General features: G+C 70.7%; 27 protein-coding genes. 22 read left to right on the top strand and 5 right to left on the bottom strand.

The window, feature by feature from the left end; genetic code table 11:
* The first annotated feature begins 17 nt into the window (after positions 1-17).
* The 4 genes from mshB to dapC are packed head-to-tail and all read left to right on the top strand — an operon-like array spanning position 18 to position 2846.
* Entirely contained in the window at positions 18-854 is an 837-nt protein-coding gene (mshB, locus tag BLS97_RS02125; protein WP_090474338.1) for an N-acetyl-1-D-myo-inositol-2-amino-2-deoxy-alpha-D-glucopyranoside deacetylase, read from the top strand.
* Positions 851-1333: a hypothetical protein gene (locus tag BLS97_RS02120; RefSeq protein WP_090474336.1), complete on the top strand. Its 483-nt coding sequence runs from the start codon at positions 851-853 to the stop codon at positions 1331-1333. The genes mshB and BLS97_RS02120 overlap by 4 nt, the downstream gene beginning before the upstream one ends.
* A gap of 53 nt (positions 1334-1386) precedes the next feature.
* Positions 1387-1713 carry a ferredoxin gene (fdxA, locus tag BLS97_RS02115; RefSeq protein ID WP_090474335.1) on the top strand — a complete coding sequence of 109 codons (327 nt, stop codon included), beginning with the start codon at positions 1387-1389 and terminating at the stop codon, positions 1711-1713.
* A 32-nt stretch (positions 1714-1745) separates the two neighbouring features.
* Positions 1746-2846: a succinyldiaminopimelate transaminase gene (gene dapC / locus BLS97_RS02110; RefSeq protein ID WP_090474333.1), complete on the top strand. Its 1101-nt coding sequence runs from the start codon at positions 1746-1748 to the stop codon at positions 2844-2846.
* A gap of 40 nt (positions 2847-2886) precedes the next feature.
* Here dapC and BLS97_RS02105 read toward each other — a convergent pair whose 3' ends face one another.
* The 3 genes from BLS97_RS02105 to BLS97_RS02095 all read right to left on the bottom strand — a co-directional run bounded on the left by BLS97_RS02105 (position 2887) and on the right by BLS97_RS02095 (position 5900).
* Positions 2887-3912 carry a CHAD domain-containing protein gene (locus BLS97_RS02105; RefSeq protein WP_157695117.1) on the bottom strand — a complete coding sequence of 342 codons (1026 nt, stop codon included), beginning with the start codon at positions 3910-3912 and terminating at the stop codon, positions 2887-2889.
* A gap of 68 nt (positions 3913-3980) precedes the next feature.
* Positions 3981-4937, bottom strand: coding sequence for a 2,3,4,5-tetrahydropyridine-2,6-dicarboxylate N-succinyltransferase (gene dapD / locus BLS97_RS02100; protein WP_090474331.1), 957 nt, complete (start codon positions 4935-4937; stop codon positions 3981-3983).
* A 39-nt stretch (positions 4938-4976) separates the two neighbouring features.
* Complete coding sequence (locus BLS97_RS02095) at positions 4977-5900, bottom strand: hypothetical protein (RefSeq protein ID WP_157695116.1); 924 nt, start codon at positions 5898-5900, stop codon at positions 4977-4979.
* Positions 5901-6149: 249 nt separating this feature from the next.
* Here BLS97_RS02095 and dapE point away from each other — a divergent pair, with 249 nt between their 5' ends.
* Positions 6150-7229: a succinyl-diaminopimelate desuccinylase gene (gene dapE, locus BLS97_RS02090; protein ID WP_197676362.1), complete on the top strand. Its 1080-nt coding sequence runs from the start codon at positions 6150-6152 to the stop codon at positions 7227-7229.
* Positions 7230-7233: 4 nt separating this feature from the next.
* On the opposite strand, the gene BLS97_RS02085 is transcribed toward dapE, so the two are convergent.
* On the bottom strand, positions 7234-7872 hold the full coding sequence (locus BLS97_RS02085) for a GPR1/FUN34/YaaH family transporter (protein WP_090474326.1): 639 nt from the start codon (positions 7870-7872) through the stop codon (positions 7234-7236).
* Between the two features lie 151 nt (positions 7873-8023).
* On the opposite strand from BLS97_RS02085, the gene BLS97_RS02080 reads away from it, so the two are divergent.
* The 8 genes from BLS97_RS02080 to nusB all read left to right on the top strand — a co-directional run bounded on the left by BLS97_RS02080 (position 8024) and on the right by nusB (position 14656).
* Entirely contained in the window at positions 8024-8803 is a 780-nt protein-coding gene (locus BLS97_RS02080) for an LOG family protein (protein ID WP_090481105.1), read from the top strand.
* A 73-nt stretch (positions 8804-8876) separates the two neighbouring features.
* Positions 8877-10103 (top strand): chorismate synthase, encoded by a 1227-nt coding sequence (aroC, locus tag BLS97_RS02075; protein WP_090481102.1) that lies wholly within the window; start codon positions 8877-8879, stop codon positions 10101-10103.
* A 5-nt stretch (positions 10104-10108) separates the two neighbouring features.
* Positions 10109-10750 carry a shikimate kinase gene (locus BLS97_RS02070; protein ID WP_231988312.1) on the top strand — a complete coding sequence of 214 codons (642 nt, stop codon included), beginning with the start codon at positions 10109-10111 and terminating at the stop codon, positions 10748-10750.
* Positions 10747-11862 (top strand): 3-dehydroquinate synthase, encoded by a 1116-nt coding sequence (gene aroB / locus BLS97_RS02065; RefSeq protein ID WP_090474324.1) that lies wholly within the window; start codon positions 10747-10749, stop codon positions 11860-11862. Before BLS97_RS02070 ends, aroB begins: the two co-directional genes overlap by 4 nt.
* A gap of 119 nt (positions 11863-11981) precedes the next feature.
* The gene (aroQ, locus tag BLS97_RS02060; RefSeq protein WP_090474322.1) at positions 11982-12455 is read left to right on the top strand and encodes a type II 3-dehydroquinate dehydratase; all 474 of its coding nucleotides are present in this window, start codon (positions 11982-11984) and stop codon (positions 12453-12455) included.
* Positions 12452-13543, top strand: coding sequence for a M24 family metallopeptidase (locus tag BLS97_RS02055; protein WP_090474321.1), 1092 nt, complete (start codon positions 12452-12454; stop codon positions 13541-13543). Before aroQ ends, BLS97_RS02055 begins: the two co-directional genes overlap by 4 nt.
* Before the next feature lie 96 nt (positions 13544-13639).
* Positions 13640-14203, top strand: coding sequence for an elongation factor P (gene efp, locus BLS97_RS02050; RefSeq protein ID WP_090474320.1), 564 nt, complete (start codon positions 13640-13642; stop codon positions 14201-14203).
* Positions 14204-14239: 36 nt separating this feature from the next.
* The gene (nusB, locus tag BLS97_RS02045) at positions 14240-14656 is read left to right on the top strand and encodes a transcription antitermination factor NusB (RefSeq protein ID WP_090474319.1); all 417 of its coding nucleotides are present in this window, start codon (positions 14240-14242) and stop codon (positions 14654-14656) included.
* A gap of 106 nt (positions 14657-14762) precedes the next feature.
* On the opposite strand, the gene bldD is transcribed toward nusB, so the two are convergent.
* Complete coding sequence (gene bldD, locus BLS97_RS02040; RefSeq protein ID WP_090474317.1) at positions 14763-15245, bottom strand: transcriptional regulator BldD; 483 nt, start codon at positions 15243-15245, stop codon at positions 14763-14765.
* A gap of 301 nt (positions 15246-15546) precedes the next feature.
* On the opposite strand from bldD, the gene pyrR reads away from it, so the two are divergent.
* The 9 genes from pyrR (at position 15547) to BLS97_RS01995 (ending at position 26538) form a co-directional block, all read left to right on the top strand.
* On the top strand, positions 15547-16185 hold the full coding sequence (pyrR, locus tag BLS97_RS02035) for a bifunctional pyr operon transcriptional regulator/uracil phosphoribosyltransferase PyrR (protein ID WP_407938029.1): 639 nt from the start codon (positions 15547-15549) through the stop codon (positions 16183-16185).
* A 50-nt stretch (positions 16186-16235) separates the two neighbouring features.
* Positions 16236-17168, top strand: coding sequence for an aspartate carbamoyltransferase catalytic subunit (locus BLS97_RS02030; RefSeq protein WP_090481094.1), 933 nt, complete (start codon positions 16236-16238; stop codon positions 17166-17168).
* Between the two features lie 92 nt (positions 17169-17260).
* Positions 17261-18577, top strand: coding sequence for a dihydroorotase (locus BLS97_RS02025; RefSeq protein ID WP_090481091.1), 1317 nt, complete (start codon positions 17261-17263; stop codon positions 18575-18577).
* A 2-nt stretch (positions 18578-18579) separates the two neighbouring features.
* Positions 18580-19113 carry a PH-like domain-containing protein gene (locus BLS97_RS02020; RefSeq protein WP_090474314.1) on the top strand — a complete coding sequence of 178 codons (534 nt, stop codon included), beginning with the start codon at positions 18580-18582 and terminating at the stop codon, positions 19111-19113.
* The gene (gene carA / locus BLS97_RS02015; protein ID WP_090474312.1) at positions 19110-20285 is read left to right on the top strand and encodes a glutamine-hydrolyzing carbamoyl-phosphate synthase small subunit; all 1176 of its coding nucleotides are present in this window, start codon (positions 19110-19112) and stop codon (positions 20283-20285) included. Before BLS97_RS02020 ends, carA begins: the two co-directional genes overlap by 4 nt.
* Positions 20285-23674 carry a carbamoyl-phosphate synthase large subunit gene (gene carB, locus BLS97_RS02010; RefSeq protein ID WP_090474310.1) on the top strand — a complete coding sequence of 1130 codons (3390 nt, stop codon included), beginning with the start codon at positions 20285-20287 and terminating at the stop codon, positions 23672-23674. Before carA ends, carB begins: the two co-directional genes overlap by 1 nt.
* A complete protein-coding gene (locus tag BLS97_RS02005) occupies positions 23671-24738 on the top strand; it encodes a quinone-dependent dihydroorotate dehydrogenase (RefSeq protein WP_197676359.1) in 1068 nt (355 codons plus the stop codon). Before carB ends, BLS97_RS02005 begins: the two co-directional genes overlap by 4 nt.
* Positions 24739-24746: 8 nt before the next feature.
* Positions 24747-25586, top strand: coding sequence for an orotidine-5'-phosphate decarboxylase (gene pyrF / locus BLS97_RS02000; protein WP_090474308.1), 840 nt, complete (start codon positions 24747-24749; stop codon positions 25584-25586).
* Positions 25587-25632: 46 nt separating this feature from the next.
* Positions 25633-26538, top strand: a complete 906-nt coding sequence (locus BLS97_RS01995) for an EamA family transporter (RefSeq protein WP_231988310.1) — start codon at positions 25633-25635, stop codon at positions 26536-26538.
* Positions 26539-26545: the final 7 nt, after the last annotated feature.

Genomic DNA, 26545 nt, shown 5'->3' with positions numbered 1-26545 from the left:
TCGCCTACCCTGACCCCATGTCCCTGCGCCGAGTGCTGGCGGTTCACGCCCATCCCGATGACGAGTCGATCACCATGGGCGGCACCCTGGCCCGGTGCGTCGCCGACGGAGTGGCCGTCACCGTGGTGACCGCCACCCTCGGCGAGGAGGGTGAGGTGATCGGCGAGGAGTTGCAGGGCCTGACCGCCGCGTTCGCCGATCAACTGGGCGGCTACCGGTACACCGAACTGCGTGCGGCGTGCGCCGCCCTCGGCATCACCGACCACCGGTTCCTGGGTGGAGTCGGCGCCTTCCGTGACTCCGGGATGATCGGCACGCCGTCGGCCGACCATCCCCGAGCCTTCCTCCGGGCCCGGTCCGGCGGACCCGACCACGAGCAGGCGGTGCGGGCCCTGGTCGAGGTGATCGAGCAGGTGCAGCCGGACGTGCTGCTGACCTACGACGCCGATGGGGGATACGGGCACCCGGACCACATCGCCACCCACGAGGTGGCCGTTGCCGCAGCCGCGGGACGGGTGCCCAGGGTGCTGGCTGCGGTCCGGTCCGCTGGTGCCGCGCAAGCTGCCCTGTCCCGGCTCGCCGTCCCGGCCGGCTACCGGCCGGCCACACCGGCCGACATGGGCTACCTGGCCGACGCCGGCGACGTCGCGGTGACGATCGACGTCCGTGGGGTCGATGGACATCGCCGGTCGGCGTTGGCGGCCCACGCCACCCAGATCGAGGTGTTGCCCGGCGGATTCGCGTTGTCCAACCGGATCGCCCAGCCACTCACCGACGTCGAATGCTTCAAACTCCTGAGCGGCGCACCACTGCCGCCCGCGGCCACCGACCTGTTCGCCGGGCTCGACTCGTGACCAGGTCACCGCTCGACTGGATCCTGGTCGGCGTCCTCGCGGCGTTGTCCGGGGTGGTCGCCCTGTACGGGGTGTTCTTCCTGCCGGCCTACTCCGGGTCGGTGCCGCTGCCGCTGGTGATCGTGCCGGTGGCGCTGGTGGTGACCCTGCTGCCGCGGCTGACCTATCGACTCACCGGCCGGATGTTCGCCGCCGCCCTGCCGGTCCTGGTGTGGTTCGTCGTCACGGTCTGGCTGTACCTGAGCAGCAACCGCCTCTATGCGGGCGCACCGATCGCGTGGCGCACCGGGTGGCAGTTCATGACCCTGTTGGGCGTGTGCGTACTCGGGGCTGCGGCCTCCGTCGGAACCCTGTGGGGAGACCATCTGCACGCCCAGATCCAGACCCGGTCAGGCCCGCCGGCGACGGGCGACGGCCCGGGTTCGGGCAACCTCACGCCCAACTCGGTGCAACAGGTGTCCGACGACAGGGGATACTGATCACTGTTTGATATTTCGCCGTAGACCCGTACAACCTCGCGTGGAGACTCGCCGTGACCTATGTGATTGCCGAACCGTGTGTCGATGTCCTCGACCGGGCGTGTGTCGAGGAGTGTCCGGTCGACTGCATCTACGAAGGCGATCGGATGTTGTACATCCACCCCGACGAGTGCGTCGACTGCGGAGCGTGCGAACCGGTCTGCCCGGTCGAGGCCATCTTCTACGAGGACGACGTTCCGGCCGCGTGGGGCGAGTACACCCGGGCCAACGTCGACTTCTTCAACGATCTGGGATCCCCGGGCGGTGCCTCCAAGGTCGGAAAGACCGGCACCGACGACCCGTTCATCGCCGCACTGCCACCGATGGGCGAGGGGCACTGACGGACGTAACGGCGACAGTCATGGCGCAACCAATGACCAGGTCCACGCCGGGCGGACGGCTGCCCCAGTTCCCCTGGGATCAGCTGGCCGGGGCGGCCGAGATCGCCCGGGCCCACCCGGCGGGGATGGTCGACCTGTCGGTCGGCACACCGGTCGACCGGGTGCCGGGACCGGTGCGGACAGCGCTCGCCGACGCCTCGAACGCTCCGGGCTACCCGACGGTGCACGGCACCCCGGAGTTGCGGCTGGCCTACTCGAGGTGGATGGATCGCAGCCACGGGGTCGACATCGATCCGATGGCGGTGTTGCCCACCATCGGCTCGAAGGAACTGGTCGCCTCGCTGCCGACCCAGCTCGGGTTCGGCCCCGGGGACGTCCTCGTGATACCCGAGATCGCCTATCCCACCTACGAAGTCGGCGGGTTGATGGCCGGCGCCACGGTCGTCCGGGCCGACGGCCTGACCGCGCTGGGACCCGAGAAACCGGCGATGATCTGGCTGAACTCCCCGTCGAATCCGACCGGGAGGGTGCTGCCCACCGAGCACCTGACCAAGGTCATCAACTGGGCGCGGGCCCGCGGCACGATCGTGGTCGCCGACGAGTGCTACATCGACCTCGGGTGGGATTCCAACCCGGTGTCGATCCTGCATCGCGAGGTCTGCGGCGGCGACTTCACCGGCCTGCTGGCGGTGCATTCACTGTCGAAGCGGTCGAACATGGCCGGGTACCGCGCCGGTTTCATCTCGGGCGACCCGGCCCTGATCGCCGGGTTGCTCGACCTGCGCCGTCACCTCGGGATGATCCTGCCGGCACCGATCCAGGCCGCGGCCGCGGCCGCCCTGGACGACGACGGCCACGCCATGGCCCAGCGTCTGCGGTACGGCGACCGGCGGTCCAAGCTGATGGAAGCCTTCGACGACGCCGGGTTCACCATCGGGAACTCCGAAGCCGGGTTGTACCTGTGGTGCACCCGCGGCGAACCGGCCATGGACTCGGTGCACTGGCTGGCCGAACGGGGGATCCTGGTCGCGCCGGGCACCTTCTACGGACCGGCGGGATCCAGTCATATACGGGTCGCGTTCACCGCGACCGACGAGCGGATCGACAGCGCGGTCGCACGTCTGTCGTCCTGACGGCCAGGCTCAGTCGGGTCCGGCGTCCTGACGGCCAGGCTCAGTCCGCCCGGTAGGCGGATCGGGCGGCGCGGGCCACTGCCTTCCACGCCGCCGGATAGGCGGCCCGAGCCTCCCGCTTGCGGCGACGGCCACCCTCGATGACGCGCCCGGCGGCGATCGCCGCCGCCGGATCGCCGGAGGCGGCGACCATGGCGCGCAGCTGATCCTCCAGGACGCTCGCGTCCTGGTGGTCGCCGAGTACCTCCTGGAAGTGGGCCAGCGCCTCCAGGAAGGCGGCGACGGGCTTGGTCTTCTTCTGCAGTTCGGCCGCGTACCGGGCGCGCTTGCCCCAGATCCGGAGAGCGTGCAGGTCGTCGTCGGGTGGATTGCCCCCGAACTGCCGGGCCAACCGGTGATGGGCCCGGGCCAGCTTGTCGTACTCGGCCGCTCCGAGGGCGGCCAGATCGGTCCAGGGATCGGCCACCGGCGGACGGCGGGCCGCCTCGTCGAGTTCGGCCAGCAGCGACTGGTAACCCGGATCGTCGAGCTGCTGGACCAGGGCCCGGCGGGCCACGCCTCGGTCGGCGTCGAGCCGGCCGATGAGCTTTTCCAGAGCGGACGTGTCCGGCTCACCCAGAGCCGCCGCCTCGGAGTGCATCCGGGCGATCATGACGTCGAGGTCCCGCACCTCGCCCAGGGCGCCAGCCAGGTCCGACAGGTCACCGCGCAGCCCATCAGCGGCCGCGGCGTCCAGCGCCGGTTTGGCCGCCTTGAGGTAGGCCCGGATGCGTCGGGTGGCCACCCGCATCTGGTGCACGTTCTCGATGTCCGCACCCGCGCGGCTGCCCGTCTCGTGCTCACGGATCGCCTCGGTGGCCTTGGTCAGGACGGTGGAGAGGGCGTCGGCGATCTCGGTGGGAATGAGGCCGGGACGGCGCGGGGCCGGACGGGGCGGGGCGAGCACGGCGTTGTCCAGCGGCGGGTCGACGTGAAGGGTGACGGCCGGGTGGGGCGCCGGCCGGGGGGCGGAACGCCGGCGAACGGTGGTCGAACTCTGCGGGCTGGACCCAGGCGTCGTCGGCACGTTCGCGAGTATTCCGTACCCGGATGAACGAGCCGGTCCGGCGCGCGGGACGGCCCGACGATGCCCGGCTACTGCGCGTGCAGCACCGAGTTCAGCCCGCCCCACGAGCCGGACCGGGGAACCGCCTCGACCGCGCCGGACAGCGAGTTGCGGCGGAAGAGCAACCCGGCCGCGCCGGAGAGTTCGCGTGCTTTGACCACGCGCGATTCGCCGTCGGCGATCAGCGTCAGCTTCGTTCCGGCGGTGAGGTACAGGCCGGCCTCGACCACACACCCGTCACCGAGCGAGATACCCACCCCGGAGTTCGCGCCCAGCAGGCAACCGGCACCGATGGTGACCTGGTCCTTGCCGCCGCCGGACAGGGTGCCCATGATCGAGGCGCCGCCGCCGATGTCGCTGCCGTCGCCCACGATGACGCCCTGAGAGATCCGGCCCTCCACCATCGAGGTGCCGACCGTGCCCGCGTTGAAGTTGCAGAAACCCTCGTGCATGACGGTGGTTCCGGCGGCCAGGTGCGCGCCGAGCCGGACCCGGTCGGCGTCGGCGATCCGGACGCCGGACGGGACGACGTAGTCCGTCATGCGCGGGAACTTGTCGACTCCGTACACGGTCAGCCGCTGGCCGGCCACCGCGGCGTTCAGGCGGACCTGCTCGACCGTCTCGACCGGCACCGGCCCCACGGAGGTCCAGACGTTGTTGGGCAGCAGCGCGAAGATGCCGTCCAGGTTGATCGAGCGGGGCCGCACCAGTCGGTGCGACAGCAGGTGCAGCCGCAGGTAGGCGTCGGCGGTGTCGACCGGCGGTCCATCCAGATCCGTGATGGTGGCGGTGAGCGCGACCACGTCGACGCCGCGGACCGCGTCAGCGCGTTCGGCTGGCGCGAGATCCGGTTGACCGCCCGCGATCTGGCCGTCCGTGACGAGAACCGGCGCCGGGAACCAGACGTCCAGGATCGTCCCGTCGGCGGTGCGGGAGGCCAGGCCGGCGCCGTGGGCGCCGAGGGGAGCAACAGCGTCGGTCGTCATACCCCGACCCTATCGACCCGGGCCGGCGGTTCGACGCACCTACGAGGTGGTGATCGACACCTGGCCCGCGGGCCGGGTGGTCGGCGCGGCCTGCCACACGTGGTCGGTCCATTCCTGGGCCTCGACCGACACGTCGGTGACGGCGAACCCGGTGCTGTGCGCGACGGCCCAGGCAGCCAGGGCCCGGCCGGCCTGAGCCGCGGAGACCCCGGGCACGCTGACGCTGAGTACGGCGGTGGAACCCTGGACCGACACCACCTTCAGGCCGCCCAGTTCGGCTTGGGCCGCGGCCAGCACCGTCTTGATCGCGGTCGGCGCGGAGCCGGTGCCGGCCAGGGCCTTGCGAACGGGGGCGTCGGCCGTCGGGGCCTGGGCGCCGGCGATGCAGGACAGCCGGAGCTCGGCGTCCCCGCCCAACGCCGCGGCCAGGGTGGCGGCCTGCCCTTCCCACTTCGCGTACGCGGCCGGGAAGCCGGAGTACTGCACGGCCTGGGCTGCCTTGGTCAGCGACATCCGCTGCCAGCCCTTCACCTGCACCAGGGCGTCGTAGAACTTTCCGGCCGCGTACACCGGGTCCATGATCTGCGTCTTCGTTCCCCAGCCCTGCGAGGGCCGTTGCTGGAACAGGCCGAGCGAATCCCGGTCACCGGAGGGCAGGTTGCGCAGCCCCGACTCCTGGTAGGCGGTGGCCAGGGCGATGATCCGGGCCCGCTGCGGCAGCCCGCGGGACATCCCCACGGCGTTGATGGTGGACGCGTTCTGCAGCTGGACGGCCTGCGGGTAGGTGTCAACCGGAGTCGCCGCCGCAGTCGACGTCGAGGCCGGAGCATCGGAGGGAACCGTGCACTCCGGGCCCGCGGCCACCGTTCCCGAGTTGAACGCGTGCACGGCCAGCACGACACCGGCCACCACCACCCCGATCAGGACGACGGCGGCCACGGACCAGATAATCGGCTTACGCACACCGGTCACCGTACGGGCGCACATGCAAAGGGCTGGTCAAGCGTCGACCGGGGCTGGTCAAGCGTCGACCGGGGCTGGTCAAGCATCGACCGGAATGATATTCACCGGAAACGGCCGCTGGAGCGCAAATGTCATTCCGGTCGACGGCCTGGGGGACGGCCGGGCCCGGGGATGACGACGGCCTGGGGGACGGCCGGGCCCGGGGATGGCGACGGCCTGGGGGACCTGGGCTGACTACGATCTGAACCCATGTCGTCCCCAGCGCCCGTCGTGGTCCCGCTCGATCTGTTCGCCGACCCGGCCGACCTGACGCGGACGCTGGTGGACATCCCGTCGGTGTCCGGCGCCGAGGGCCCGATCGCGGACGCCATCGAGACCGCGCTCCGCGCCCTGGGACGGCTGGAGGTGCTGCGGCTGGGCAACTCGGTCCTGGCCCGGACGGCGCTCGAACGCCCGACCAGGGTGCTGCTGGCCGGCCACATCGACACGGTGCCGATCGCCGACAACGTGCCGTCGGTGACCGAGGGCGACATCCTGCGCGGTTGCGGCACCACCGACATGAAATCGGGCGACGCGATGTTGCTGCACCTCGCGGCGACCCTGGAGAACCCGTCACGCGATCTCACCTTCGTGTTCTACGACTGCGAGGAGATCGAACACGAACGCAACGGCCTGACCCGGATCGAGCGCGAACGGCCCGAATGGCTGGCGGCCGACCTGGCCATCCTCGGCGAACCGACCAACGCCCAGGTCGAGGCCGGTTGCCAGGGGACCGCCGCGGCCGCCGTGACGGTGCGCGGCCGCCGCAGCCATGCCGCGCGATCCTGGTTGGGGGACAACGCGATCCACGGCGCCGCCGAGGTGCTGAACCGGCTCCGGGCCTTCCCGGCCCGCAGCGTCGACATCGACGGCTGCCTTTACCGGGAGGGGCTCAACGCCGTCTCGATCAGCGGCGGCGTCGCGTCCAACGTCATTCCGGACGAGTGCACGGTCAAGGTCAACTTCCGGTTCGCCCCCGATCGGGACGCCGACGACGCGGTCGGCCTGCTGAAGGAACTGTTCGACGGCTTCCAGGTGGACGTGCTCGATGTCGCGGCCGGCGCCCTGCCCGGACTGTCGGCGCCGGCCGCGGCCGAATTCGTGGCCGCGGCCGGCGGGGTGGCGGTGGCCAAGTACGGCTGGACCGACGTCGCCCGCTTCGCCGCCCTCGGCATCCCGGCGGTCAACTACGGACCCGGTGATCCGTCGCTGGCCCACACCCGCGAGGAGTGGGTGTCGATGCAGCAGATCCGCGAGATGACCGAAGTGCTGCGGACCTTCCTGGCCTGACCGGTCAGTGCTGGACCGGCCGGCCCAGGGGCAATGCCCGGCCCCCGGTGGTCTGCACGCAGGCGTCGACGAACAGGTACGCGCCGACCGCCGCGAAGGCCAGAGCCAGGTAGCCGCCCAGATGGGCCAGACCGGTGGAGGCGTTGACCGTGGCCAGCAGCGTGGCCAGCAGCGAGAGATCGATCAGCACGAACACCGCGGTGAAGGCCAGCGGCAGCCGCAGCGTTCCGACGGTCAGCAGCACGATGATCACCAGCCACGCGATCAGGAACAGCTCGACCGTGTCGGTGACGTCCGCGGGGGCGAGCGCGAACCAGTTGTGGTCAAGACCCAGCAGCAACAGCCCGTAGCTCAGCCAGAAGCCGGCGAAGATCGCGAACACCCCGGCCACCGCGCTCTGACCGAGGGCCATGGCCCAGATCGCGGCCAGCAGCGTGCCCAGACCGGTGGCGGCCAGGATGATGGCCAGCGGCGCTCCGCCGGCCGCGGCCGAGACGAATCCGACCTGTTGCAGCCCCAGGGCGACGCTTCCGACGACGAACAACGGCACCCCGACCACGGTGGGGTTGCCGACCGGGGCCGGCGGCTGGTCGGGGATGGTGCTGAGCGAGTCGGCGGTGGGAGGGCTGATCGTGGCAGTCATGGGACTCCTTCGTTGGACCGTCCGTGACACTCGTCGTTGGGCGCCACCGCGTGATCACACCGCAGCACCCGAGGTGAGGGCTGTCTCGTTCTGAGACGAATCGCGTGGACCAGCGGCCGCGCGGGAACTGCGACGCCCTACTGTGGCGGTCGTGACGAATAACGAGATCTCGCTCGACGGGCGCGAGCCGTCCGGGGAGAAGCACCGCGGCCCCGTGGTCCTGCGCGGTGAGCAGAGCCGCAGCACCAGCACCACCGACCAGCGGCTGCTCGACTCCCGCGGCCCGACGGACTGGGTACACACCGACCCGTGGCGCGTCATGCGGATCCAGGCCGAGTTCGTCGAAGGCTTCGGCGCCCTGGCCGGCCTGCCCCGCGCGGTGACCGTGTTCGGCAGCGCCCGGACCAAGCCCGACCACCCGGACTACGCCAAGGCCATGGCGATCGGCAGCGCCCTGGCCGGTGAGGGCTTCGCGGTGATCACCGGAGGCGGGCCCGGGATCATGGAGGCGGCGAATCGCGGCGCCAAGGAGGCCGGCGGCATGTCGGTCGGACTGGGCATCGAGCTGCCGTTCGAGCAGGGCATCAACCAGTACGTCGACCTCGGCATCAACTTCCGCTACTTCTTCGCCCGGAAGACGATGTTCGTCAAGTACTCGCAGGCCTTCGTCTGCCTGCCCGGCGGCTTCGGGACCCTCGACGAGCTGTTCGAGGCGCTGACCCTGGTGCAGACGAAGAAGGTCACCAAGTTCCCGGTGGTGCTGTTCGGCACCGAGTACTGGGGCGGGCTGGTCGACTGGATCCACCGATCGGTGGCCGGAGCCGGCAACGTCGGCATCGCCGATCTGTCGCTGATCCACCTCACCGACGACGTCGACGACATGATCCGGGTCGTCCACGACGCCTACGCCGCCTGGGTCGCCGCCCACTGACGCCGCGACCCGGTCGTGACGGTCGGAGTCGGCGGGGGAATCGGGTTCGTCGAGCCGTGGGAGAATGACCAACGTGTTGCGCTGGATCACGGCAGGGGAATCACATGGACCTGCACTCGTCGCCGTCCTCGAGGGACTGCCTGCCGGTGTACCGGTAGGGACTCCCGACATCGCCCTGCAACTGGCCCGGCGCCGCCTCGGCTACGGCCGCGGCGCCCGGATGAAGTTCGAGCAGGACGTCGTGTCACTGCTCGGCGGGGTCCGTCACGGGATCACCCTGGGTGGGCCGATCGCGGTGCAGATCGCCAACACCGAGTGGCCCAAGTGGGAACAGATCATGGCCCCGGACCCGGTCGATGCCGACGTGCTGGCCGGCCTGGCCCGCAACGCGCCCCTGACCCGCCCGCGCCCTGGTCACGCCGACCTGGCCGGCATGCAGAAGTACGGGTTCGACGACGCCCGCCCGGTGCTGGAACGCGCATCGGCTCGGGAGACCGCGGCCCGCGTCGCCCTCGGCACCATCGCCCAGCAGTTCCTCCGCGAGGTCCTCGGGGCCGAGGTCGTCTCGCACGTCGTGTCCATCGGTGACGCCGACGCGGTCGACGGCCCCCTTCCCACCCCGGCCGACCGCGAGACCATCGACCAGTCCCCGGTCCGCGCCCTCGACCCGCGCTCGACCGACGCGCTGGTCACCGAGATCGAGGCGGCCAAGGCCGACGGCGACACCCTCGGCGGCGTGGTCGAGGTACTGGTCTACGGCCTGCCGCCGGGGCTCGGCTCCTTCGTGCAGGGTGACCGCAAGCTCGACGCGCGGCTGGCCGCGGCGCTGATGGGCATCCAGGCGATCAAGGGCGTCGAGATCGGCGACGGCTTCGCCACCGCCCGCCGCCGGGGGTCCCAGGCCCACGACGAGATCGATCCGCGCCACCCCGGGGTGACCCGCCGCTCCAACCGGGCCGGCGGCATCGAGGGCGGTATGACCAACGGCGAGGTGCTGCGGGTGAGGGCGGCGATGAAGCCGATCTCCACCGTGCCGCGCGCCCTGGCCACCCTGGACGTCGTCACCGGCGAGCCGGCCGTGGCCATCCACCAGCGCAGCGACGTCTGTGCCGTCCCGGCGGCCGGCGTGGTCGCCGAGGCCATGGTGGCGCTGGTCGTCGCCGACGCGGTGGTCGAGAAGTTCGGTGGCGACTCGGTCACCGAGACCCGCCGCAACGTGACGTCATACCTGGCCACCCTGGCCGACACGCTGCCGATCCCGGCCGATGCGGCGCACTCCGACGCCGCCGCCGCGTCCTGAGCTCGATGTCCGACCCGACGGTCCGCCCGGGCCCCGGCAGTGCGTCCGACCGCGCCCGGGCCATGGCCCGGCGGGAAGCTCCGGACGCGCAGTCCGAAGCCTCAGCCGAGCGGGACGACACGCTCGCGGGCGCCGTCGACCGTCCGGCCGTCGTCCTGATCGGTCCGCCCGGTTCCGGTAAGTCGAGCGTCGGCGCGGCCATCGCCCGGGCGACCGGACTCGCGCTGCGCGACACCGACAACGACATCGAGCAGATGGCCGGCAAGAGCATCCCGGACATCTTCACGCAGGACGGCGAACCGCACTTCAGAGATCTCGAGCGCACCGCGGTGCGCCGCGCCCTGGGCGAACACCGCGGTGTGCTGGCCCTCGGTGGGGGAGCGATCCTCGCCCCGGAGACCCGCGCCATCCTGGCCGGGGCGCCGGTGGTCTTCCTCAGCCTGTCGATGTCGACCGGGGTCCGGCGCACCGGGCTGGCCTCGAACCGGCCGTTGCTGGCCGGGCTGAACCCGCGCGCCACCTACAAGGCGTTGCTGGACGCGCGGCTGCCGCTCTACCGGGAGATCGCCCGACACGAGGTCGAGACCGACAACCTGAGCGTGGCCGAGGTCGCGCGGATCATCATCGAGAAGTTGGAGCTGGCGTGACCGAGCCCGTTGTCGTCGCCGTGAAGAGCGCAGCGCCCTACGACGTGACCATCGGCCGGGGCCTGCTGGACGAGCTGGTCGCGGCGGCGGTGGCGGACCCCCGGACCACCAAGGCTGCCCTGGTCCACGCCCCGACCCTGGCCCAGACAGCCGACGCCGTGCGGGAAGCCCTGCTGGAGGCGGGGATCGACACCCACCTGCTCGAGGTTCCCGACGCCGAGGACGGGAAGAAGCTGGAGGTGCTCGGCTTCTGCTGGGACGTCTTCGGCGAGATCGGTCTGGACCGTAGGGATCTGGTGATCGGCCTCGGCGGCGGCAGCGTCACCGACCTGGCCGGGTTCGCCGCGGCCACCTGGATGCGCGGCGTCCGGCTGATCAACGTGCCGACCACCCTGCTGGCCATGGTCGACGCGGCCGTCGGCGGCAAGACCGGCATCAACACCGGCGCCGGCAAGAACATGGTCGGCTCGTTCTACGAGCCGAGCGCCGTGATCGTCGATCTGGCCACGCTGGAGTCGTTGCCGCCCAACGAGTTGGTGGCCGGCCTGGCCGAGGTCGTCAAGTGCGGGTTCATCGCCGATCCGCAGATCCTGACGATCATCGAATCCGATCGGGCCCGGGCCACCGACCCGACGACGCCGGAGCTGGCCGAACTCGTGCGGCGGGCGGTGACGGTCAAGGCCGAGGTGGTGGCCGCTGATCTGCGGGAGTCCGATCTCCGCGAGATTCTCAATTACGGTCACACGTTGGCCCACGCGATCGAGAAGCGGGAGAAGTTCCGCTGGCGCCACGGCGCGGCGGTGTCGGTCGGCATGGTGTTCGCCGCCGAACTGGCCCGGGCGGCCGGACGGCTGGACGACGCGACCGCGGATCGCCATCTGGAGGTCCTGCACGCGCTCGGCCTGCCCACCACCTACGACCCGGATGCGCTGGGAGAACTGGTGAAGATCATGGGCTCGGACAAGAAAACCCGCTCCGGGATGCTCCGGTTCGTCGTCCTGGACGGGCTGGCCAAGCCGGGCCGGTTGGCCGGTCCGGACCCGTCCCTCCTGGCCGCGGCCTACTCGGTGGTCGCCGGTCGGCGCCGCACCCCCGGCCTCGTCCAGCTGTGAACGCGTGGTCGACGTGCGCGCAACGCGGGCCCCGCTGAGCAGTCGTCTCGGGGCCGGCGGTCGGGTCACCGGCCTCGCCCGCGGTATGGAAACAACTGAACGTGGCTGAAAGGGCAGTGATGACAAAGGTTCTGGTGCTCAACGGAGTCAACCTCGGACGGCTCGGCGCACGGGAGCCGCTGGTCTACGGCTCGACCACCCACTCCGAGCTGGCCGAGCGGGTCACCGCGCACGGTGCCGCCCTGGGGCTCCAGGTCGAGGTCCGGCAGACCGACGACGAAGCCGAGATGATCGGCTGGCTGCACGCCGCGGCCGACGCCGGCACGCCGGTGGTGCTCAATCCGGCCGCCTGGTCCCACTACTCGATCGCCCTGCGTGACGCCGTCGCCCAGCGCACCGCGCCGCTGGTCGAGGTGCACATCAGCAACGTGCACACCCGCGAGGAGTTCCGTCATCGTTCGGTCGTGTCGGCCGTGGCCACCGGCGTGATCGCCGGACTCGGCGTGGCCGGGTACGAGCTGGCCCTGCAGTACATCGCGGCCGACCGGCACCGCTCGGGCGAGGCCTCGGCCGACGCGGAGGCGGCCCGATGAGCGCCACCGCCCGCCGCCGGGCCGCCCTGCAGAAGGTGCTGGCCGATCAGGGATTGGATGCTCTGTTGGTCACCGACCTGATCAACATCCGGTACCTCACCGGGTTCACCGGTTCCAATGCGGCCCTGCTGGTGCGGGTGGTCGGCGAGAGCGTGTTCTGCACCGACGGCCGCTACGAGACCCAGTCAGCGGCCGAGGTCCCCGACCTCACCCGGCGTATCGACCGTCCGTGCGACCTGGCCCTGCTGGCCGCGGCCGGCGGCCGGGTGGGATTCGAGGCGGCCCTGGTCTCGGTCGCCGCGCACCGGGATCAGGTCAAGGCGGCGGCCGACGCCGAACTGGTGGAGACGGTCGACCTGGTCGAGCAGCTGCGCGCGGTCAAGGATGAGGGCGAGATCGACTCCCTGCGCACCGCCTGCGCGGTGGCCGACCGGGCGCTGGCCGATCTGATCTCCGACGGCGGACTCCGGCCCGGCCGCACCGAGCGGGAGGTCGGGCTCGACCTGGACGAGCGGATGCGGCGGCTGGGCGCCTCGGATCCGGCCTTCGAGACCATCGTGGCCGCCGGCGCCAACTCGGCCATCCCGCACCATCGGCCAACGTCCGCTCCGCTGCGCCGCGGTGACCTGCTCAAACTCGACTTCGGCGCGGCCGTCGGCGGCTACCACTCGGACATGACGCGCACCTTCGTGCTGGGAAATCCGGCCGATTGGCAGGTGGAGATCTACCAGCTCGTCGCGGAGGCTCAGCGGGCCGGCCGGGAGGCCGCCGTGGTCGGCGCGATCGGCGGGGACGTCGACCAAGCGGCCCGCAGCGTCATCACCGACGCCGGCTACGGGCCGCAGTTCTCCCACGGCCTGGGCCACGGCATCGGCCTCCAGGTCCACGAAGCCCCGAGCCTGGCTCGGGCTCAACCGGGTATCATCAGGGCAGATATGTGTGTCACCGTCGAGCCGGGGGTCTATCTACCGGGCCGCGGCGGGGTCCGCATCGAGGACAGCGGAGTAGTCCGAGCGCCGGAGAACGACCAGGGTGTCCCCGGGTACGAGGTGCTCACCCTGACGTCGCGCGATCTGGTCGTCCTGTAGCGGTTTGCGCCGCCGCGGGACGCCCGCCCGGTGTCCGCTGCCCAAGCACTCCACGCATCTGACGCAATTCTTCACGAAAGGCACCGCAACCACCTCATGGCTTCCACCAGCGACTTCAAGAACGGCCTCGTCCTCAACCTGGAGGGGCAGCTCTGGACCATCACCGAGTTCCAGCACGTCAAGCCGGGTAAGGGTCCCGCCTTCGTCCGCACCACGCTGAAGAACGTGATGTCGGGCAAGGTCGTCGACAAGACGTTCAACGCCGGGATCAAGGTCGACACCGCGACCGTGGACAAGCGCGACATGACCTTCCTGTACAAGGACGGGTCGGACTTCGTGTTCATGGACAAGGACACCTACGACCAGATCAACGTCCCGGCCCAGACGGTCGGGAGCGTCGCCGACTATCTGCTGGAGAACCAGGAGGCGATGGTCGCGCAGCACGACGGCGCGGTCCTGTTCGTCGAACTCCCGGCCTCGGTCGAGCTGATCGTCTCGCACACTGATCCCGGTCTGCAGGGCGATCGGTCCACCGGCGGCACCAAGCCGGCGACGTTGGAGACCGGTGCCGAGATCAACGTGCCGCTGTTCCTGAACACCGGCGACAAGATCAAGGTCGACACCCGCGACGGTCGCTACCTCGGCCGCGTCAACAGCTGACGTGATCCATTCTCACGCTGCCCGGCCGGCCCGCTGATGTCGGCCCGGTCCAAGGCGCGCAAGCGCGCACTTGATGTGCTGTACGCCGCCGACGCCCGCGGGGCCGACCCGTTGGACGTGCTGTCCGAGCGGGTCGACTCCGAAGAGGCGGCGCCGCTCGGCGAGTACGCGGAGACCCTCATCCGCGGTTACGCCGACCACGCGGCCCGCATCGACGATCTGCTCAGCGAGCACGCCGAAGGCTGGACCCTTAACCGGATGCCGGCTGTGGACCGCGCCATCCTGCGGATCGCCGTCTACGAGTTGGTGTACTCGCCCGACGTGCCGGCAGCGGTCGCCGTCGACGAGGCGGTCGAACTGGCGAAGTCACTGTCCACGGACAACTCCCCGCGATTCATCAACGGGGTGCTCGGGCAGATCCTGCTGATCGCCCCGCAGCTGCGGCGCGTCTGAACGTGGAGTCCTTGGATGCGGAGTCCTTGGATCAGGGCGTCACGCCGAGACGGCGGTCACCATCCCGGAGGATGTGACCGCGGCGTCCGGCGAACAGCTGGAGTGACTACTCGAGCTCGGTCCCGGCCGGCAGAACGCCCCAACCGACCAGCTGCTCGGTCAGGCTCTCGGGCGACATGTCGTAGATGACTGCGAGTGATCGCAGGTCCTCGGCGCGGATGGTCAGCACCTTGCCGTTGTAGTCACCACGCTGCGACTGGATGGCGGCGGCGTACCGGGCCAGCGGACCGGCCTGGTGGGCCGGCAGTTCGGACAGCCGATGCAGGTCGATGACGAGCTTCGGGGCCGGCATGCCCCGGCGGGAGGCCCGCGCGTCGGGCAACAGCTCGGCGACCGGGACGCCGTAGAACTCAGCGAGTTCGGCCAGCTTGGCGACCGTGACGGCGCGGTCGCCGCGTTCGTAGGACCCCACCACGACCGCCTTCCAGCGGCCTTCCGACTTCTCCTCGACCCCGTGGAGGCTCAATCCCTGCTGAGCACGAATCGACCGCAGGCGTTGCCCCAGCGCTCGTGCGTAGTCCTGCGTCATGTCAGCCTTCCTGGCCGCCGAAGAGAAGAAATCCTGGCCCAATGGACAGTGGAGTCACCGTCCAACACGCAGAGTAGTCGCAACTCATCAATGGTTCCACTGCGACCCGCGGGTTGGTGCGCCGACTTCTGTCACGCAGGGTCATCCGCCACCTCCGCTCCGCGATCGGTCGGAGGCCACCAGCGCGGTTGGTAGCATGGCCAATGGGTCACCGGTCGGCGGCGCTCGCGCCGCACCGCGATCCACTTCCTTGAGACATCCTTTAAAGCCGTCCAGTGAGGCGGGAAAGGAGTCGGCGAAAGTGCCTGCGCGCCCGAACCGGACCGAAGCGGCTTCCTCCGCTCGCAGTAGACCCCATCGCTCCCAGGGCGATCCCCACGTCACCGAGGCATCTGCGACTTCCGCGGCCGGAACGGTGTCCCTGTTGTCCGCGGCCGACATCGGCCGGACGATCGACCGGATCGCCCACCAGATCCTGGAACGCACCGGGGACGCCTCAGTGGTGCTGGTCGGGATTCCGACCCGCGGCGTCCATCTGGCCCGCCGGCTGGCCGAACGGCTCACCGCGTTCACCGGCCGTGCCTATCCGGTCGGTTCGCTCGACATCACCCTGTACCGCGACGACCTGCGTCGGCGCCCCCCGAGAGCCCTCGAGGAGACGGTCCTGCCGGAATCGGGGATCGAGGGGACGACCGTCATCCTGGTCGACGACGTTCTCTACTCCGGGCGCACCGTCCGGGCCGCCCTCGATGCGCTGCGCGACCACGGGCGCCCGGCGGTGGTGCAACTGGCCGTACTCGTGGACCGCGGCCATCGTCGGTTGCCGATCCGGGCCGACTACGTCGGGAAGAACATCCCGACCGCGCTGGCCGACGACGTGGCCGTCCGGCTGGCCGAATCCGACGGTGTCGACGGTGTCGACCTGATCCGAGGGCAGTGATGACGATCCTCCAGAACCCGGCCGCGCCGGTCATCGTTCCGGCCGGCGCCCTGCCCCGGCACCTGCTGTCCGCCGGCGACCTGGACCGGGACGCCGCCCTGCGGATCCTGGACACCGCGACCCGCCTCGACCAGGCGATCGCCGGCCGTGAGGTCCGCAAGCTGCCCACCCTCCGTGGGCGGACCGTGGTCAACCTGTTCTACGAGGACTCGACCCGGACCCGGATCTCGTTCGAACTCGCCGCCAAGCGGCTCTCGGCCGACGTCATCAATTTCTCGGCCAAGGGATCCTCGGTGTCCAAGGGCGAGTCGCTCAAGGACACCGCGCTGACCCTGCAGGCCATGGGAGCCGACGCGGTCGTCTGCCGGCACTCGTCGTCCGGGGCCCCGGAGCGGCTGTCGGCCTGGGTCGACGGTCACGTCATCAACGCCGGCGACGGTACCCACGAACACCCGACCCAGGCGCTGCTGGACGCCTACACGCTGCGCCGGCACCTGGCCCCGGGCGGCAGCCTGGAGGGCCGGCGGGTGGTGATCGTCGGTGATGTCCTGCACTCCCGGGTCGCCCGTTCCAACGTGCTGCTGCTGTCGACCCTCGGGGTCAGGGTGACGCTGGTCGCCCCGCCGACCCTGCTGCCGGTCGGGGTCGACACCTGGCCGGCCGACGTCTCCTACGACCTGGACGCCTCACTGGTCGGCGCCGACGCGGTGATGATGCTGCGGGTGCAGCGCGAGCGGATGGGTGGCGCGTTCTTCCCGACCGAACGCGAGTACAGCCGCTCCTACGGGCTGGATTCCCGGCGAGCCGCGCTGCTCGCCCGGCACGGCATCGTCATGCACCCGGGCCCGATGAACCGCGGGATGGAGATCACCCCACAGGTCGCCGACAGCGCCGGTTCGGTGATCGTCGAGCAGGTCGCCAACGGGGTCACCGTCCGGATGGCCGTGCTCTACCTGCTGCTCACCGGCGGTCGGGACGAGTGAGCGGCGCAACCAGGCACGAGCGGGCCGCGCCCGAACGCCGACGCGACGAGCCGGGTCCGTCCGGCGACCCGACCCAGATCGAGAGGAACACGATGAGCGCGGTACTGATCACCGGAGCCCGGCCCTACGGCGAGGAGGTCACCGACCTGCTGCTCCTGGACGGCGTGGTGGCCGTCGCCGGCGCCGCGGCGTCCACCGATCCCCGGGCCGCGGGGGCCGAACGGATCGACGGGTCCGGACTGATCGTGCTGCCCGGCCTGGTCGACCTGCACACCCATCTCCGGGAGCCGGGGCGCGAGGATTCGGAGACCGTGGCCACCGGTTCGGCCGCCGCTGCGCTCGGCGGGTACACGGCGATCTTCGCCATGCCCAACACGGACCCGACCGCCGACACCGCCGGGGTGGTCGAGCAGGTGTACCGGCTGGGCGTCGCGGCCGGCCTGGTCGACGTCTTCCCGATCGGCGCCGTCACGGTCGGCCGGAGAGGGGAGCGGCTGGCCGAACTCGGGGCCATGGCTGCCTCCGCGGCCCGGGTTCGCGTCTTCTCCGACGACGGCGATTGTGTGTCCGACCCGCTGCTGATGCGCCGCGCCCTGGAATACGTGAAGGCGTTCGACGGAGTCATCGCCCAGCACGCCCAGGAGCCCCGGCTGACCGTCGGCGCCCAGATGCACGAGGGCATCGTGTCGGCCACCCTCGGGATGACCGGCTGGCCCGCTGTGGCCGAGGAGGCCATCATCGCCCGCGACTGCCTGCTGGCCGACCACGTCGACTCCCGGCTGCACGTCTGCCACCTGTCCACCGCCGGATCGGTGGAGATCGTCGCCGCCGCCAAGGCCCGCGGTACCCGGGTCACGGCCGAGGTGACCCCGCACCATCTGATCCTCACCGACGAGCGCGCGATCGGCTACGACCCGGTGTTCAAGGTCAACCCGCCGCTGCGGACGGCGTCGGACGTCACCGCGTTGCGGACGGCGCTGGCCGGCGGCACGATCGACATCGTCGCCACCGACCACGCCCCGCACGCGATCCAGGACAAGGAAACCGAGTGGGACAACGCGAAGCCGGGCATGCTCGGCCTGCAGACCGCGCTGTCCGTCGTCATCGCCACCATGGTGGCAACGGGGTTGCTCGACTGGCGCGGGGTGGCCCGGGTGATGAGCGAGAACCCGGCCGTCATCGGCGGTCTGGCCGACCACGGCCGGCCGATCGCCGAGGGTGAGCCGGCCAACCTGGTCCTGGTCGACCCGGCCGCCACCTGGACCGTGCGCGGGGACGATCTGGCCAGCCTGTCCGACAACACGCCGTTCGAGGGCATGACGCTGCCCGGCAAGGTGGTCGCCACCATCCTGCGCGGACGACCGACCGTCCGGGCCGGCGTCCTGGCCGCCGCGACCGTGGAGGTCTGACGATGGAACGACTACTCCTGACCCTGGTGCTGGTCGCGCTGATCCTCCTGTCGGCCTACGGCATCCTGGTCGGCTGGCGGCACCGGGCAGCGCGTCAGTCCGACCTGGCCGCCCCGCCGGCCGCGCCGGCCGACCTCGGCGACGAGCTCTGCGCACCGTTGTCCGGGCTCTACGTCTCCACCACCAATGCCGGTTCCTGGCAGGACCGCATCGTCGCCCACACCCTCGGCCGGCGGGCCGCGGCGACGGTGCACCTGAGCCGGCGCGGCGTGCTGATCGACCGGGTCGGGGAGACCGCGATCTTCATCCCGGCCGCCGATCTCGTCGCGGTGGGCGCCGCCCCCGGCATCGCCGGCAAGGTGATGGCCATGCCCGACGGCGTCCTGGTCATCACCTGGGACCTGGGCGGCGTCCAGGTCGATTCGGGTCTGCGTCTGGACGACCTGCAGGCCCAGGCCGAATGGATCCAGACCGCCCGGCAACTCATTCCCGGCGTCATTCCCGGCGCCACCACGAACGACGGAGCAACGGCATGACAACAACAACTCCGAACGCCACCGCCCTTCTGGTCCTCGAGGACGGCCGTGTCTACCGCGGCACCGGTTTCGGGGCAACGGGTTCCGCCTTCGGCGAGGCCGTCTTCTCCACCGGCATGACCGGGTACCAGGAGACGCTGACCGACCCGTCGTACCGTCGTCAGGTGGTCGTGGCCACGGCTCCCCAGATCGGCAACACCGGCTGGGTGGCCGGCCCGGAACAGAACGACAACGAATCCGGACGCATCTGGGTGGCCGGTTACGTGGTGCGCGACCTGTCGCCCGAACCGTCCAACTGGCGGGCGTCCTCCAGCCTGCCGGCCGAGATGGAAACCCAGAACGTGGTGGGGATCTCGGGGGTGGACACCAGGGCGTTGACCCGGCACCTGCGGACCGCTGGGGCGATGCGTTGCGGCATCTTCTCCGGTGACGCCCTGAGCTCGGTCGAGGATCTGGTGGCCCAAGTGCGGGCCCAGCCCGGCATGGAGGGCGCCGACCTGACCGACGAGGTGACCACGGCCCAGCCCTACACGGTGCCGGCCGCCGGCGAGTCGCGGTTCCGCGTCGCCGCGGTCGATCTGGGCATCAAGGCGAACACCCCGCGGATGATGGCCCAGCGCGGCATCACCACCGTCGTCGTCCCGGGCGACGTCACCATCGAGGAGATCGAAGCCCTCGGCGTGGACGGGGTCTTCCTGTCCAACGGTCCCGGCGATCCGGCCACCCAGACCGAGATGGTGGCCCTGACCCGCGAGATCCTGGCCCGCCGGATCCCGCTGTTCGGCATCTGCTTCGGCAACCAGATCCTGGGCCGGGCCCTCGGGTTCGGCACCTACAAGCTCAAGTTCGGCCACCGCGGCATCAACCAGCCGGTGCTGGAGCGGGCCTCTGGCCGGGTGCTGATCTCGGCCCACAACCACGGGTTCGCCGTCGACGCACCGCTGGACACGGTCTCCGACACCGAGTTCGGCCGCGTCCAGGTCGGCTTCGTGTGCCTGAACGACAATGTGGTCGAGGGCCTGGAATGCCTTGACGTGCCGGCCTTCTCGGTGCAGTTCCACCCCGAGGCGGCGGCCGGGCCGCACGATGCCCAAGCCCTGTTCGATCGTTTCGTCGCCTTGATGAGCGATCCGTCCCAACGCAACGACACCCCCCGGAAGGCCTCAGCCTGATGCCCGCACGCACCGACATCAAGCACATCCTGGTCATCGGGTCCGGCCCGATCGTCATCGGCCAGGCGTGCGAATTCGACTACTCCGGTACCCAGGCCTGCCGGGTGCTGCGCGAGGAGGGCATCCGCGTCTCCCTGATCAACTCCAACCCGGCCACGATCATGACCGACCCCGAGTTCGCCGACGCCACCTACATCGAGCCGATCACCGCCGAGTACGTGGAGAAGGTGCTGGCCGACCAGGCCGCGCGCGGCTTCCCGGTGGACGCCATGCTGGCCACCCTGGGCGGGCAGACGGCGCTGAACACGGCTATCGCCATCGCCGAGGCGGGAGTGCTGGAGAAGTACGACGTCGAGCTGATCGGTGCCGACATCCCGGCCATCCAGCGCGGCGAGGACCGGCAGATCTTCAAGGACATCGTCCGCGGTGTCGGCGGTGACGTGCCGCGGTCCGCCGTCTGCCACACCATCGAGGAGGTCCGCTCGACGGTGGCCGAGCTCGGTCTCCCGGTGGTCATCCGGCCGTCGTTCACCATGGGTGGCCTCGGTTCGGGGATGGCCTACACCGACACCGATCTCGAGCGGATCGCGGTCACCGGCCTGGCCGCTTCCCCGGTCCACGAGGTGTTGATCGAGGAGAGCGTGCTGGGCTGGAAGGAGTACGAACTCGAGCTGATGCGCGACGCCCACGACAACATGGTCGTGGTCTGCTCCATCGAGAACATCGACCCGATGGGCGTGCACACCGGCGACTCCATGACGGTGGCCCCGGCGATGACGCTGACCGACCGCGAGTACCAGGACATGCGCGACCTCGGACTGAAGATCCTGCGGGCGGTCGGCGTGGCCACCGGCGGCTGCAACATCCAGTTCGGCATCGAACCCTCGACCGGGCGGATGGTCGTCATCGAGATGAATCCGCGGGTTTCCCGCTCCTCGGCCCTGGCCTCCAAGGCGACCGGGTTCCCGATCGCCAAGATCGCGGCCAAGCTGGCCATCGGCTACACCCTGGACGAGATCGCCAACGACATCACCAAGGCCACGCCGGCCGCGTTCGAGCCATCGCTGGACTACGTCGTGGTCAAGATCCCGCGGTTCGCGTTCGAGAAGTTCCCCGGCGCCGACCCGACGCTCACCACCACCATGAAGTCGGTGGGGGAGGCCATGTCCATCGGCCGGTCCTTTGCCGAGGCGCTGGGCAAGGCCATGCGATCGATGGAGACCAAGACGTCGGGCTTCTGGACCGGCCCGGCCACCCCGCCCGGCGACGTCGACGCCCTGCTGGAGAAGATCAAGCAGCCGCTGGACGGCCGGATCTACGACGTCGAGCGCGCGCTCGCCTGGGGTGCCACCATCGACCAGGTCTTCCAGGCGACCCGGATCGATCCCTGGTTCCTGGGCCAGATCCAGCTCATCGCCTCGGCCGGCAACGCGCTGCGCGACGCCGCCGTGATCGACGCCGACGTGCTGCGGACGGCCAAGCGCTACGGCCTGTCGGATCTGCAGATCTCGGTGCTGCGGCCCGATCTCGGCTCCGAGGCCGACGTCCGGGAGCTGCGCTGGTCGCTCGGCGTCCGGCCGGTGTTCAAGACGGTCGACACCTGCGCCGCGGAGTTCGAGGCGGCGACGCCGTACCACTACTCGGCGTACGAGACCGATCCGGCGGCCGAGTCCGAGGTCGCCCCGCAGACGCAGCGGGAGAAGATCATCATCCTGGGCTCGGGGCCGAACCGGATCGGCCAGGGCATCGAGTTCGACTACTCGTGCGTGCACGCCGCGCTCGCGCTCCGCGAGGCCGGCTACGAGACCGTCATGGTCAACTGCAACCCGGAGACCGTGTCCACCGACTACGACACCTCCGACCGCCTGTACTTCGAGCCGCTGACCGCCGAGGACGTCCTGGAGGTCATTGCCGCCGAACAGGAATCGGGCACCGTGGCCGGCGTCATCGTCACCCTGGGCGGGCAGACGCCGCTGAAGCTGGCGTCCGTGCTCGACGGCGCGTCGATCGTCCGGCGCGACGGCACCGGCCGCATCCCGGTCAAGATCCTCGGCACCTCCTCGGACGCCATCGATCTGGCCGAGGACCGCGGCCGGTTCGGCGACCTGCTGACCCGGGCCGGATTGCCGGCCCCGGCGTTCGGCATGGCCACCTCGTTCGAGCAGGCGCGCGTCGCTGCGGAGCGGATCGGCTACCCGGTGCTGGTGCGGCCCTCGTACGTCCTGGGTGGCCGGGGGATGGAGATCGTCTACGACGAGCCGTCGTTGGCCGACTACATCTCCCGGGCCACCGAGATCACCGACGATCATCCGGTGCTGGTCGACCGGTTCCTCGACGACGCGATCGAGATCGACGTCGACGCGCTGTGCGACGGCACCGAGGTCTACCTGGGCGGCGTGATGGAGCACATCGAGGAGGCCGGCATCCACTCCGGTGACTCGGCCTGTGTCCTGCCGCCGATCACGTTGGGCCGCAGCGACATCGAGCGGGTGCGGGCGCACACCGAGGCGATCGCGCTGAACGGCCGCGTGGTCGGGTTGCTCAACGTCCAGTACGCGCTGAAGGACCAGACGCTGTACGTGATCGAATCGAACCCGCGGGCCAGCCGGACGGTGCCGTTCAGCTCCAAGGCGACCGCGGTGCCGCTGGCCAAGGCGGCGGCCCGGATCATGGCCGGGGCCACGATCAAGTCCCTGCGGGCCGAGGGGCTGCTCCCGGCCGAGGGGGACGGCGGCCTGATGCCGGCCGGTTCGCCGGTGTCGGTGAAGGAAGCGGTGATGCCGTTCCACCGGTTCCGCCGCCCGGACGGCACCGGGGTCGATTCCCTGCTCGGGCCCGAGATGCGGTCCACCGGTGAGGTGATGGGCGTCGACATGGCCTTCGGCCCGGCGTTCGCCAAGTCGCAGACGGCGTCCTACGGCTCCCTGCCGACCAAGGGCACCATCTTCGTCTCGGTGGCCAACGCCGACAAGCGGTCCATGGTGTTCCCGGTGAAGCGGCTGGCCGACCTGGGGTTCACCATCATGGCCACCGAGGGTACGGCGGAGATGTTGCAGCGCAACGGAATGGACGTCACCGTGGTGCGGAAGCACTACGAGGGCGACGGCAACATCGTCGACCTGATCAAGGCCGGCCAGGTCGATCTGGTCATCAACACCCCGTACGGACAGAGCGGCACCCGGGTCGACGGCTACGAGATCCGCACCGCGGCCGTGTCGGCCGACATCCCGTGCATCACCACCGTGGCCGGAGCGGCCGCGGCGATCCAGGGCATCGAGGCGATCATCCGCTCCGATGTCGGTGTGGCCCCGCTGCAGGTGCTCCAGGAGCGGCTGCGCGCGGCGCGGGCCAAGGCGGCTGCGGCGCTGCCGGCCGGCCACCAGGCGTGACCGTACTGGAAGGGCCGTACCGGAAGCTGGCCCGTCCGGTGCTGTTCCGGCTGGGGCGCGGCGACGCGGAAGTCGCGCACCACGCCACACTGCGGGCGTTGTCGGCGATCGGACGGTCACCGGCAGCGTTCAAGGGTCTGTCCCTGCTGCTGGCCCGCAACCAGGTGCCGCGCACTGTGTTCGGTGTCCGGTTCCCGTCCGCCGTCGGCCTGGCCGCCGGGATGGACAAGGACGGCGTTGCGGTCCGGGCGTGGCCGGCGCTCGGGTTCGGGTTCGCCGAACTCGGCACCGTCACCGCGAAACCCCAGCCCGGCAACGACAAGCCGCGGCTGTTCCGGCTCAAGGCGTCCGAGGCGATCATCAACCGGATGGGGTTCAACAACCGCGGAGCCGCCGCGCTGGCCGCGACCCTGGCCGCCGCCGGCCCGGTCGGAATCCCGCTGGGCATCTCGCTCGGCAAGTCCAAGGTCACGCCGGTCGAGGAGGCGGTGGGCGACTACCTGACCTCCTTGCGGGCCGTGCACGACCACGCGGACTACATCGCGGTCAACGTCTCGTCGCCCAACACTCCCGGGTTGCGGTCGCTGCAGGAGCGAGGACCGCTGGCCGAGTTGCTGGGTGCGCTGACCGGCAGCGCCCGGGCCTTGGCTGCCGGTCGCACGCCGCTGCCGGTCCTGGTGAAGATCGCGCCTGACCTGACGGACGGCGCCATCGCCGAACTGCTGCAGGTGTGTCACGAGCAGGGCGTCGCCGGCGTCATCGCCACCAACACCACCCTGTCCCGGGACGGGATCGCCGGTCCCGACCGGGATCTGGCCGATCAGGCCGGGGGGCTGTCGGGGGCTCCGTTGCGTCGCCGGGCGTTGGAGGTGGTGCGCTTCGTGGCCGGTCACACCGACCTTCCGGTGATTGGCGTCGGTGGAATATCCACCCCCGAACACGGGATGGCGATGCTCGACGCGGGCGCCTCGCTGCTGCAGGTCTACACCGGTTTCATCTACTCTGGCCCCGGACTCGTCACCGGTCTCAACCAGTCCATCCGATTGCGCGACAAGCAGAACTGAGGCAGATCATGGAAACCTTCGGTGCCCGGCTGGCCGCGGCGACGCACGCCCGCGGACCCCTGTGCGTCGGCATCGATCCCCACCCGGGTCTGCTCCGGGCGTGGGGGTTGCCGGAATCCGTGGGCGGGCTGGAGTCGTTCGCCATGACGGCGGTCGAGGCCCTGGCCGGCACGGTCGCCGTGGTCAAGCCCCAGTCGGCGTTCTTCGAGGCGTACGGCAGCGCCGGGGTGGCCGTGCTGGAGCGGCTGATCGCCGATTCCCGCGCCGCCGGAGCGCTGGTCCTGCTCGATGCCAAGCGCGGCGACATCGGGTCGACCATGGCCGCCTACGCCGCCGCCTACCTGACCGAAGGGTCGCCGTTGGCGGCCGACGCCGTCACGCTGTCGCCGTATCTGGGCTTCGGCTCGCTGCAACCGGCCATCGACGCGGCTGCGGCCAACGGCCGGGGCATCTTCGTCCTGGCCCTGACCTCCAACCCGGAGGGTCCGGCTCTGCAGCATGCGGTGACCGCGGACGGCCGCACCGTGGCCCAGTCGATCGCCGACAGCGCCGCCGCCGTCAACGCCGGTGCGGCACCGATGGGTTCGGTGGGGCTGGTGGTCGGGGCCACCGTCGGCTGGACCGGGGTCGATCTGAGCCAGGTCAACGGTCCGCTGCTGGCCCCCGGCCTGGGGGCCCAGGGGGCGACCGTGGACGATCTGAAGATCGTCTTCGGGGACGATCTCTCGACCGTACTGCCGACCTCGAGCCGTGAGGTGCTGCAGGCCGGGCCGTCCGTCGCCGGGCTGCGGACGGCGGCGGGGGTGCTGGCCGAGCAGCTACGGGACGCGCTGGCCGCCCGTCGCTGACCCTGTTCATTTCCGATCGGCCGCCGCACCGCCTAGCGTCGAGCCCGTGGAACTCACCGCCGCCGGACCCACGTCCAAGGCCAAGGCCGGAGCGATCGGGTTGTTCCTGGGGGGCGCGTTCTCGGTGCAGTTCGGGGCCGGGGTCGCGGTGCTGCTCTTCCCGAAGGCCGGGCCGCTCGGCACGGTGACCCTGCGGCTCGTGGTCTCGGCCGTCCTGATGCTCGCGGTGTGCCGGCCGTCCCTGCGTGAGCGCAACCGCGGTGACTGGCTGACCGTTCTCGGATTCGGGGCGGCGTTGGCCGGCATGAACGGCCTGTTCTACCAGGCCATCGACCGGATCCCGCTCGGCGCCGCGGTGACCCTGGAGGTACTCGGACCGCTGGCCCTCTCGGTGATCACCAATCGCCGGCTCATCTCCTGGTTGTGGGCCGGGCTGGCCCTGGCCGGCGTGGTGCTGCTCAGTGACGGACTGACCGGGTTGAACCTGCCCGGTGTGCTGTTCGCCCTCGGAACCGGCGTGTTCTGGGCCGCGTACGTGTTGCTCAGCGGACGGACCGGTGCCCGTTTCTCCGGGGCCGACGGCCTGGCCCTGTCCCTCGGGGTCGCGGCGGTGCTGATACTCCCGTTCGGGCTTCTCACCGCCGGGTCGGTTCTGCTCCATCCCGACGTCTTCGGACCAGGGGCGGCCGTCGCCGTGCTGTCCTCGATGATCCCGTACACCCTGGAGCTGTTCGCGCTGCGCACCTTGTCGGCCTCGACCTTCTCCGTGCTGCTGGCTCTGGCCCCGGCCGTCGCGGCCGTCTCCGGGTTCCTCATCCTCGGACAGGCGTTGACCGTGCGTGACCTGGTCGCCATGGCCTTGGTGATCGTCGCCGGCGCGGGCGCCGTGCTCACCGCGCCCGCGCGGGTGAACGCCGTACCGTCCGCCGGGGCGGGTGAACTGCTGACGTGAGGCGACC

This window comes from Nakamurella panacisegetis (assembly GCF_900104535.1).
Lineage (GTDB): Bacteria > Actinomycetota > Actinomycetes > Mycobacteriales > Nakamurellaceae > Nakamurella > Nakamurella panacisegetis.
The sequence above is the reverse complement of the archived record's forward strand: the minus strand, read 5'-3'. Positions and strand labels throughout refer to the sequence as shown.

Bases quoted from the DNA above. Each gene is read 5' to 3' on its own strand.
- mshB (WP_090474338.1), top strand. From the start codon at position 18: ATGTCCCTGCGCCGAGTGCTGGCGGTTCACGCCCATCCCGATGACGAG.
- dapE (WP_197676362.1), top strand. From the start codon at position 6,150: ATGTCGTCCCCAGCGCCCGTCGTGGTCCCGCTCGATCTGTTCGCCGAC.
- BLS97_RS02020 (WP_090474314.1), top strand. From the start codon at position 18,580: ATGGAACGACTACTCCTGACCCTGGTGCTGGTCGCGCTGATCCTCCTG.
- BLS97_RS02070 (WP_231988312.1), top strand. From the start codon at position 10,109: ATGTCCGACCCGACGGTCCGCCCGGGCCCCGGCAGTGCGTCCGACCGC.
- BLS97_RS02055 (WP_090474321.1), top strand. From the start codon at position 12,452: ATGAGCGCCACCGCCCGCCGCCGGGCCGCCCTGCAGAAGGTGCTGGCC.
- dapD (WP_090474331.1), bottom strand. From the start codon at position 4,937: ATGACGACCGACGCTGTTGCTCCCCTCGGCGCCCACGGCGCCGGCCTG.
- BLS97_RS02085 (WP_090474326.1), bottom strand. From the start codon at position 7,872: ATGACTGCCACGATCAGCCCTCCCACCGCCGACTCGCTCAGCACCATC.
- aroQ (WP_090474322.1), top strand. From the start codon at position 11,982: ATGACAAAGGTTCTGGTGCTCAACGGAGTCAACCTCGGACGGCTCGGC.
- efp (WP_090474320.1), top strand. From the start codon at position 13,640: ATGGCTTCCACCAGCGACTTCAAGAACGGCCTCGTCCTCAACCTGGAG.
- nusB (WP_090474319.1), top strand. From the start codon at position 14,240: ATGTCGGCCCGGTCCAAGGCGCGCAAGCGCGCACTTGATGTGCTGTAC.
- bldD (WP_090474317.1), bottom strand. From the start codon at position 15,245: ATGACGCAGGACTACGCACGAGCGCTGGGGCAACGCCTGCGGTCGATT.
- carB (WP_090474310.1), top strand. From the start codon at position 20,285: ATGCCCGCACGCACCGACATCAAGCACATCCTGGTCATCGGGTCCGGC.
- BLS97_RS02025 (WP_090481091.1), top strand. From the start codon at position 17,261: ATGAGCGCGGTACTGATCACCGGAGCCCGGCCCTACGGCGAGGAGGTC.
- pyrF (WP_090474308.1), top strand. From the start codon at position 24,747: ATGGAAACCTTCGGTGCCCGGCTGGCCGCGGCGACGCACGCCCGCGGA.
- dapC (WP_090474333.1), top strand. From the start codon at position 1,746: ATGACCAGGTCCACGCCGGGCGGACGGCTGCCCCAGTTCCCCTGGGAT.
- carA (WP_090474312.1), top strand. From the start codon at position 19,110: ATGACAACAACAACTCCGAACGCCACCGCCCTTCTGGTCCTCGAGGAC.